The sequence below is a fragment of the Micromonospora acroterricola genome (assembly GCF_003172955.1).
Taxonomy (GTDB): Bacteria; Actinomycetota; Actinomycetes; order Mycobacteriales; family Micromonosporaceae; genus Micromonospora; species Micromonospora acroterricola.
Map to the genome: position 1 here is coordinate 1 of NZ_QGKR01000360.1, position 8,184 is coordinate 8,184.

Below are 8,184 nucleotides of genomic sequence, written 5' to 3' on the forward strand. Positions count from 1 at the left end.
GGGTGTCGGGGGGTCGGGGGTGCTTCAGGTCGACGGGCGGTGTGGCGTCGGGCTGGCGTCAGGTCAGGGCGCGCCAGAGTAGGTAGAGGCCGATCGTCGTGCCGAAGACCACGATCATCGTCTTGAGCAGCACCGGGGGCAGCCGGCGGACCAGCCGGGCGCCGGCGTACCCGCCGATCAGCGTGGCCGGGGCGACCACCCCGACGGCCGCCCAGTTCACCGGCCCGAACAGGGCGAACACCACCAGCGTCGTGAACCCCACCACCGCCGAGAGCAGGTTCTTGATCGCGCTCACCCGGGCCAGCGTCGCGTCCAGCACCAGGGCCAGCCCGGCCACCAGCATCACCCCGAGCGCCGCGCCGAAGTATCCGCCGTACACCGCGCCGAGCGCGACCATCGTCTGCACCGCGACCGTCCGCTGGCGCGGCGACAGGTCCCGGGGGTGCCCGACCAGCCGGCGCAGCGGGTCCTGAAAGGCGAGCACCGCGGTGGCGCCGAGCACCAGGAACGGCACGACCAGCTCGAACGCCCGCGCCGGGGTGGCCAGCAGCAGCAACGCGCCGAGGATGGTGCCGACGATCGTGGTGGGCACCAGCGTGGCCAGCGCCCGACCGCGCGGCAGATCGGCCCGGCTGCCCGCCACGCTGGCCAGGTACCCGGGAAACACGGCGACGGAGTTGCTGACGTTCGCCGGCACCGGCGGCAGCCCGACCGCGATCATCGCCGGAAAGGTGATCAGCGAGCCACCACCGGCCACCGCGTTGACCGTGCCAGCGGCGAGACCGGCGGCGAGCAGCAGCGCGGCGTGGGAGAGATCCATAGCCCCACGAGGCTAGTCCCCGCCTGGTCGGACGGGCACGTCGGAGTCCGTACCCGGATGACCATGGATGCCCCTGAACTGCGCGATCTTGGCCAGGCGGGGCGGCAATACCCACGGCCCGCCCGTCGTTAGGATGAGAGCGCGACGGACGAGTCGACCGGGCGGTCGCGTCGGCGGGTTTCGACCCGCCGCCGAGGAACGTCCGGACTCCACAGGGCAGGGTGGTTGTTAACGGCAACCCGGGGCGACCCGCGGGACAGTGCCACAGAAAACAGACCGCCGACCCCTCGGGGACGGTAAGGGTGAAACGGTGGGGTAAGAGCCCACCAGCACCCCGGGTGACCGGGGTGGCTCGGTAAACCCCACCCGGAGCAAGGCCAAGCAAGGGCCGTCACCGCAAGATGACGACCCGGCGCAGACGCTTGAGGGCTGCCCGCCCGATGTCTGCGGGTAGGCCGCTGGAGCCTGCCGGCGACGGCAGGCCGAGATGGATGGCCGCCGCCGGCGCGAACCCCTCGGGGTACGCGCCGCGCACAGAATCCGGCGTACAGGTCGACTCGTCCGTCGCCCGATCAGGCCAGCCACCCGTACCGGTGGCTGGCCTGTTGTCGTCTCACGTGCTGCCGCTGGCCCCGTCTGGCAAGGCGTACGGGGGCACTACCCGTATTCCCGCGATATCGGGGTAAGGCGTTCTGGGCTCGGCATATGGCGGCGGCGTGCCTTTGACCGGGCACACGTCCGGGCGGCGCCCTGAACCGGAGATGCCCCTCGCGCGGCACGAGCCGGGCCGTCCCGTTTGTCGCAGTCAAGAGAGCCGAAATGCCCGTTCGACCTCCAGTGAGCTCAGACGAGAGGGAGGCACGCATGGCCGTCAAGACCGAAACGCGAACCCGCACCGCTGAGATCCGACCCTTCCGGGTGGAAGTGCCCGAGGCCGACCTCCAGGCACTGCGTGCCCGCATCGCGGCCACGCGCTGGCCGGAAAAGGAAACAGTTCCCGACCAGTCGCAGGGCGTGCAGCTCGCGACGATTCAGACGCTGGCCCGTTACTGGGAGAAGGATTACGACTGGCGCAAGGTCGAGGCGAGACTGAACGCCGTACCGCAGTTCATCACCGAGATCGACGGCCTGGACATCCATTTCATCCACGTGCGTTCGAAGCACGAGGATGCGCTGCCGATGATCGTCACGCACGGATGGCCGGGTTCGGTGATCGAGCAGCTGAAGATCATTGACCCACTCACCAATCCCACGGCACACGGTGCGAGCGCGTCGGATGCCTTCCACCTGGTGATCCCGTCGATGCCCGGCTATGGCTTCTCCGGTAAGCCGAGCATGCCCGGCTGGGATCCGGAACACATCGCGACTGCCTGGATCGAGTTGATGAAGCGCCTCGGCTACACCCGGTTCGTGGCGCAGGGCGGCGACTGGGGCGCCCTCATCACGGAGCTGATGGGAGTGCAGGCGCCGCCGGAACTGATCGGCATTCACACCAACATGCCCGGCGTGTACCCGCCGGAGATCGACGCGCTGCTCCAGTCCGGCATCACCGGTGCGAACAACCCGCTCGACTCGCTCCCATCCAATCTCTCCGATGACGAGAAGCGTGCCTGTGAGCAGGCGGACTTCTTCTGGAAGCACTCCGGCTACGCCCTGGAGATGGGGCGCCCGCAGACGCTGACCGGGTTGGCGGACTCGCCCGTCGCCCTGGCGACCTACATGCTCGACCATGACGCGGCCAGCCTGGCGCTCATCACGGAGTCCGTCGCGGGGCAGCCCCGGGGCATCACGCCGGACGATGTCCTCGACAACATCACGCTCTTCTGGCTGACCAACACAGGGGTTTCCGCCGCTCGGCTCTACGCGGAGAACCAGCTCTCCTTCTTCGCTGCCAAGGGCGTCTCCATCCCGGTCGCCGTCAGCGTCTTCCCGGACGAGCTCTACGAGGCGCCGAGGAGCTGGGCGGAGCGGGCGTATCCGAACCTCATCCACTACAACCGGCTCGACAGGGGCGGGCACTTCGCGGCCTGGGAACAGCCGCAACTCTTCTCGGAAGAGATGCGCGACAGCTTCCGGTCGCTTCGCTAGATGAGCGTGTTCGGCCGTCCGCACCTGCCCTCGTTCGGCGGGGCGACCGAGTGGCTCAACTCCGAGCCACTCGGCCCCGCCGAGCTGGGCGGCCGCGTCGTCCTCGTGAACTTCTGGACGCTGACCTGCATCAACTGGCTGCGCCAGGAGCCGTACGTCCGTGCCTGGTCGCAGGCCTACCGCGACGACGGGCTGGTCGTGATCGGTGTGCACACGCCGGAGTTCCCGTTCGAGCACGAGGTTGACTGGGTGCGACGGGCGGTGACGGCGCGAGCGATCGACTATCCGGTCGCGGTCGACAACGACTACGCGGTCTGGAACGCCTTCGACAACCACTACTGGCCGGCGCTCTACTTCGTCGACGCGGACGGGGTCATCCGCGACGACCACTTCGGTGAGGGACGGTACGAGAAGTCCGAGCGTGTCATCCAGCAACTGCTCGGGATCGAGCGCGAGCCCGTCCCCGTCGAAGGTGCCGGGGTGGAGGCGGAGGCCGACTGGGACCACCTGCGTACGCCGGAGACGTACCTCGGTTTCGGGCGCGGCGAACGCTTCGCGTCGCCCAACGGCGCCGCGCTCGACGAACGCCGCGCCTACGACCCACCCGAGAGCCTGGGCCTCAACCAGTGGGCCCTGACCGGAGAGTGGACGATCGGGTCGGAGAATGTCGTGCTCGACCGGGCCGACGGGAGCATCGCCTACCGCTTCCACGCACGCGACGCGCACCTCGTGCTGTCTCCCGGAGCGCGCGGTCCGATCCCCTTCCGCGTGCTCCTCGACGGCGAACCTCCGGGCCCGTCACATGGCGTCGACGTCGACGAGAACGGCGACGGCCTACTCGAGGACGGCCGTCTCTACCAGCTCGTACGCCAGGACGACACGATCCGGGAACGGACCCTGGAGATCGCGTTCCGCGAGCCCGGTGCCGAGGCGTACGCCTTCACGTTCGGGTAGCGCGCGACCATCCGCGCGGCGCGGTGCCCGGCGGGCACCGCGCTACTTCGCGTCACCCCGCGCATCCCGCTCCCCGGCCGGCACGGGGTTGTCCCGCCCGCTGTCCGACAACCGTCTGGTCCTCCTCACACGGCGAAGATGCGCCCGTAGATGGCATCGATGACGTCGTTCTTCGCCAGGCTGTAGTCGCTGGGCCGGTGCGCGGTGTCCCGCGCGAGGCGTCGCTTGGTCGTGGCGTACAGCTCACGGTCGTCCGGGTGCGACCGCAGCCAGTCGCGGAAGAGCCGGTGCCGGACGGGTTCGGGCGCCCCCCGCGGCCAGACGTGCAGGTTGACGTCCTCCGCCGCGCTGACGAGCATCCGGTGACCGTGCCACCACGGCTCCCGGAGCACGAGCCGGTACCCGGCCCGCTCCAGTGCCGGCACGTAGCCCGACTCCTCCGCCGTGTCCTCGACGAGGAGGTCGATGTCGATGACGGGCTTGGCCGGCAGGCCCGGCACCGACGTGGACCCGACGTGCTCCAGGCCGATGACCAGGCTGCCCAGGGCCTCGGTGAGCAACGACCGGGCGGCAGCGAAACGATCCACCCAGGCCGGGTCGTAGTCCTCGATGACGACGGCACGCCACGTCCGTGGTGGATCGCCGATCAGGCCGGCTCCCACCTGATCCGGGCTGGCGTGGAAGCGCCGCACGACGTCCGGCGGATACTCAGGCACCGCAACCTCCGAAGGATCAAAGTCCGCCAGAGTACGACATCGGCGACCGCCGCGGCCGCGACCGGGTGAGCCGGGAGGGACGTCCAACCCGACCATCGCGGGCACCGGATGTCGGGTGCGCCGCCGGCCGTGACGCCTAGCGTGACTGCTCGACAGGGAAGGAGGCCCGGGTGCTGGAGCGGCTCAACGAGGCCATGGCGCACATCGAGCGGCACCTCGACCAGCGGGTCGAGGTGGCCGAGCTGGCGAGGATCGCGGTGACGTCGGAGTACCACTTCCGGCGGCTGTTCTCCGCGCTGGCCGGCATCCCGCTGTCCGAGTACGTCCGGCGGCGTCGGCTCACCGTCGCCGGCGCGGACGTGCTGGCGGGGGAGCGGACACTGCTGGACATCGCCGTGCGCTACGGCTACGGCTCGGCGGAGGCGTTCGCCCGTGCGTTCCACGCGGTGCACGGGGTGACGCCCGGCGAGGCCCGCCGTACGGGCGCCGCGCTGCGCGCCCAGCCCCGGATGTCCTTCCGACTGACCGTCGAAGGGAGCGGCAGCATGGAGTACCGGATCGTCAGCAAGGACGCGTTCACCCTGGTCGGGCGCAAGGCCCGGGTCCCGCTGGTACACGAGGGGATGAACCCGGGCATCGTGGCATTCATCAAGGGCATCGACCGGGAGACGGTCGGGCGGATCGAGGCGCTCTCCGATCAGGAGCCGGCGGGGATCGTCAACGTCAGCGACAACCTCGCCGACAGCCGCGCGGAGGGCACCGAGCTGGACTACTGGCACGGGGTGGTCACCGGGGCGCCGCCGCCGGAGGATCTGGACGCGCTGCCCGTGGCGGCCGGGACGTGGGCGGTCTTCACCACCTCCGGTGCGTTCCCGCAGGCCGTGCAGTTCCTGTGGCGGGACGTGTTCACCCAGTGGTTCCCGTCCAACCCGTACCGCAGCCGGCCCGGACCGGAGATCTCGCGGGTGCGGGTGTCCGAGGACGGCGGTCACGCGGACGCCGAGCTGTGGATTCCCGTCGAACGGGTCCCCACCCCTATGTAGAGAACCGATAGAGTGGGCGGATGCGGATGACGATTCCGGTCGCCAAGGTGCTGGCGGCGCTGCTCACCGAGCCGGAGGTGCAGCGGTACGGGTTGGACCTGATGCGGATGACCGACCTGCCCAGCGGCACGCTCTATCCCGTGTTGCACCGGCTGCGGGCGGCCGGCTGGCTGACCGCCGACTGGGAGGCGATCGATCCCGTCGCGGTCGGCCGGCCGGCCCGCCGCTACTACCGGCTCACCGCCGAAGGGGCGGCCGAGGCCCGCCGGGCGCTCGCCCACCTGCGCGCCGCCATCCCCGACGGTCGTCCCTCATGGGCGGCGCGGGCCCCGCCGGAGCACCGGCGTGGTGACCCGCCGGGTCGCCGAGATGGTGCTGGCGGTCGCCGCCAGACGCTGGCCGACCGACCTCCGCGACGACCTGCAGCGCGAGTGGGTCGCCGAGTTGCACGTGCTCGCCGCGGACGGGCGCCGGACGAAGATGGTCGGCTTCGCCGTGAGTCTCGCCGTCGGCCGGGCCGGTGCGCCGCTGGTCGACCGCACCACGGTGCACCGGCGGGCCCGCCGGTGCACCGTGGCCGCGCTGCTGCTGGCCCCGCCCGCCTGCGTCGGGATCGTGGTCGGCACCGCGCTGGCAATGAACCCGATCCAGACCTGGCTCATGGGAGTGCGCTGGTCGGAGCGTGCGCAGAAGCCGCTCGCCCTACGCGCTCGCGTACGCCATCCGGGCGGCCCGGTCGGCGCCCGCCGCGCCGGTCGCCCTCACGCCAACCCCGACGCCGACCCCGTCAACGGTCTGACCCGCGCACGCTCAGCCGGGCACGTCGTCCCACGTCGTGCCCGGCGGCAGATAACCGGCCGACTGGTTGTCACGCAGCGCGTAGGCGAGGACCAGTAGCGCGTGCGCGTCCAACTCGGGCAGCCGGTCCATCGGGAACCACCGCACGGCCAGCGACTCGTCGTCGTTGACCCGGGCGGTGCCAGCCACCACCCGGCAGACGAAGCCCAGGTTGAGGTATTCGCAGCGGTCCCCGTTGGGGTAGGTGTGCGGGTGCGAGACGGCGCTGGACAGACGCAGCGGCACCACGTCCAGGCCTGTCTCCTCCTGCACCTCGCGGACCAGTGCGCTGGCCGGCTGCTCGCCGGGCTCGACGAACCCGCTGACGACCGACCAGCGCCCGTCGTCGGCGCGCTGGCCGAGCAGCAGCTCACCGGCGTCGTTCCGGATGACCGCGCTGACGCTGGGCAGCCACAACAGGTCGTGACCGACGTGCTTGCGCATCCGCAGGATGTAGTCCGGGACTGCCATCGGGCGATCATAGGCCGCTCCTCCCGCGGCCACCGCGCCTCACCTGCACTTCTTTCGGCATTCCGCCTCGGGGCGCGGAAAGCGGCTCTACTGTGGAGAGGGTCGGCGACTTGCGTGATCCGGTGGCGGGCGACCGGATCGCGGTGCACAGTGATCCCATGAGCGACAGCGGACGTGGTGGGCAGTTCTACTGGTGCACCCGACACCATCGGGTCGAGACGGACGCCGACGTGTGCCCGGCAAAGCACGTCCTCGGCCCGTACGACTCGGCGGCCGACGCGGAGAACGCCCTGCAACGGGTGCAGGAGCGCAACGAGGCGTGGGACGCCGAGGACGCCCGGTGGGCCGGGGAGGACAGGTAGGCGGCGCGGGACGGCCCGCGCCGAGGTATTTCGTGCTCCGCGAGGACGCACGCGAGAGCACGTCCCCAAGGAGGGAACCACGATGGCCGAAGCACAGCAGGCCACCACCCGCCCGGCCGCCCGGCGTACCACCGCGAAGAAGACCGCCGCGGCGGAGCGGAACACGGCAGCGAGCCGGACCACCCCCGTGCGCAAGTCCACCACCGGCGCCGCGAAGGCGCCAGCCCGGAAGGCGGCCGGCGGTGCGGGGCGTGCCCCGGCCAAGAAGACCACCACCGCGGCCAAGGCGCCTGCGAAGAAGGCCGCCACCAAGACCTCCACCGCGGCCAAGAAAGCGCCGGCGAAGGCCTCCGCCGCCGGCCGCAAGACGACCACCGCCGCGAAGCGGACCCCGGCGTCCGCCGCGAGGAAGACGACCGCCGCCGTGAAGAAGACCACGGGTGGTACGGCGAAAAAGACCACGGGTACGGCGAAGAAGACGACCAGCGCCGCGAAGAAGACGACCAGCGCGGCCAAGAAGACCACGACGTCGGCGGCGAAGAAGACCACCGCCGCGGCGAAGGCGCCGGCGCGCAAGGCCGCGACCAAGGCGTCCACCGCGAAGAAGACGGCCGCCACGAAGGCGCCGGCGAAGAAGACGACGGCGAAGAAGACCGCGTCCACCCGCCCGAGCGGCGGCGCCCGCAAGGCCCCGGCGAAGAAGGCCCCGGCAGCGAAGTCGACCGCCACCTCGTCGACCGCCACCCGCAAGGCGGCGGCGAAGAAGGCGCCGGCGAAGAAAACCGTCGCGGCCAAGGCGCCCGCCCGGAAGGTGACCGCCCGCAAGTCACCCGCCCGTCCGGCCGCCGCCCGGGCCACCGCCCCCCGCGGCACCCGGACCACCGCCCGCAAAG

At 71.2% G+C, this 8,184-nt stretch carries 9 protein-coding genes, 1 other RNA gene and 1 pseudogene; 8 read left to right on the forward strand and 3 right to left on the reverse strand.

Translation table 11 applies throughout. The features are described 5' to 3' along the window. Positions 1-58 precede the first annotated feature (58 nt). Positions 59-820: a sulfite exporter TauE/SafE family protein gene (locus DKT68_RS30105; RefSeq protein ID WP_109820761.1), complete on the reverse strand. Its 762-nt coding sequence runs from the start codon at positions 818-820 to the stop codon at positions 59-61. A gap of 149 nt (positions 821-969) precedes the next feature. Here DKT68_RS30105 and rnpB point away from each other — a divergent pair. The 3 genes from rnpB to DKT68_RS30120 all read left to right on the forward strand — a co-directional run bounded on the left by rnpB (position 970) and on the right by DKT68_RS30120 (position 3,862). Then, positions 970-1,384: RNase P RNA component class A (rnpB, locus tag DKT68_RS30110), an RNA gene on the forward strand. Positions 1,385-1,684: 300 nt separating this feature from the next. Beyond that, on the forward strand, positions 1,685-2,908 hold the full coding sequence (locus DKT68_RS30115; protein ID WP_109820762.1) for an epoxide hydrolase family protein: 1,224 nt from the start codon (positions 1,685-1,687) through the stop codon (positions 2,906-2,908). Then, on the forward strand, positions 2,909-3,862 hold the full coding sequence (locus tag DKT68_RS30120; protein WP_109820763.1) for a redoxin family protein: 954 nt from the start codon (positions 2,909-2,911) through the stop codon (positions 3,860-3,862). Positions 3,863-3,987: 125 nt separating this feature from the next. Here DKT68_RS30120 and DKT68_RS30125 read toward each other — a convergent pair whose 3' ends face one another. Next, on the reverse strand, positions 3,988-4,578 hold the full coding sequence (locus tag DKT68_RS30125; RefSeq protein WP_201749247.1) for a GrpB family protein: 591 nt from the start codon (positions 4,576-4,578) through the stop codon (positions 3,988-3,990). Positions 4,579-4,748: 170 nt separating this feature from the next. Here DKT68_RS30125 and DKT68_RS30130 point away from each other — a divergent pair, with 170 nt between their 5' ends. From DKT68_RS30130 to DKT68_RS30140, 3 genes and pseudogenes are all read left to right on the forward strand, one after another. Next, positions 4,749-5,621, forward strand: coding sequence for an AraC family transcriptional regulator (locus tag DKT68_RS30130; RefSeq protein WP_109820764.1), 873 nt, complete (start codon positions 4,749-4,751; stop codon positions 5,619-5,621). A gap of 107 nt (positions 5,622-5,728) precedes the next feature. Beyond that, positions 5,729-5,827: pseudogene (locus DKT68_RS32585) on the forward strand (PadR family transcriptional regulator); the annotation flags it as partial. Between the two features lie 139 nt (positions 5,828-5,966). Continuing rightward, entirely contained in the window at positions 5,967-6,518 is a 552-nt protein-coding gene (locus DKT68_RS30140; RefSeq protein ID WP_109820765.1) for a hypothetical protein, read from the forward strand. Here DKT68_RS30140 and DKT68_RS30145 read toward each other — a convergent pair. Beyond that, the gene (locus tag DKT68_RS30145) at positions 6,432-6,929 is read right to left on the reverse strand and encodes an NUDIX hydrolase (protein ID WP_109820766.1); all 498 of its coding nucleotides are present in this window, start codon (positions 6,927-6,929) and stop codon (positions 6,432-6,434) included. The two genes, DKT68_RS30140 and DKT68_RS30145, sit on opposite strands and share 87 nt — an antisense overlap. A 158-nt stretch (positions 6,930-7,087) precedes the next feature. Here DKT68_RS30145 and DKT68_RS30150 point away from each other — a divergent pair, with 158 nt between their 5' ends. Next, a complete protein-coding gene (locus tag DKT68_RS30150; protein WP_109820768.1) occupies positions 7,088-7,291 on the forward strand; it encodes a hypothetical protein in 204 nt (67 codons plus the stop codon). A gap of 82 nt (positions 7,292-7,373) precedes the next feature. Next, positions 7,374-8,184, forward strand: an 811-nt coding sequence (locus DKT68_RS32590; RefSeq protein ID WP_201749248.1) for a hypothetical protein, incomplete at its 3' end; no start/stop codon positions are given.

Excerpts from the sequence above, each read along its gene's own strand:
- DKT68_RS30105 (WP_109820761.1), bottom strand. The coding sequence starts at position 820 with ATGGATCTCTCCCACGCCGCGCTGCTGCTCGCCGCCGGTCTCGCCGCT.
- DKT68_RS30115 (WP_109820762.1), top strand. The coding sequence starts at position 1,685 with ATGGCCGTCAAGACCGAAACGCGAACCCGCACCGCTGAGATCCGACCC.
- DKT68_RS30120 (WP_109820763.1), top strand. The coding sequence starts at position 2,909 with ATGAGCGTGTTCGGCCGTCCGCACCTGCCCTCGTTCGGCGGGGCGACC.
- DKT68_RS30145 (WP_109820766.1), bottom strand. The coding sequence starts at position 6,929 with ATGGCAGTCCCGGACTACATCCTGCGGATGCGCAAGCACGTCGGTCAC.
- DKT68_RS30150 (WP_109820768.1), top strand. The coding sequence starts at position 7,088 with ATGAGCGACAGCGGACGTGGTGGGCAGTTCTACTGGTGCACCCGACAC.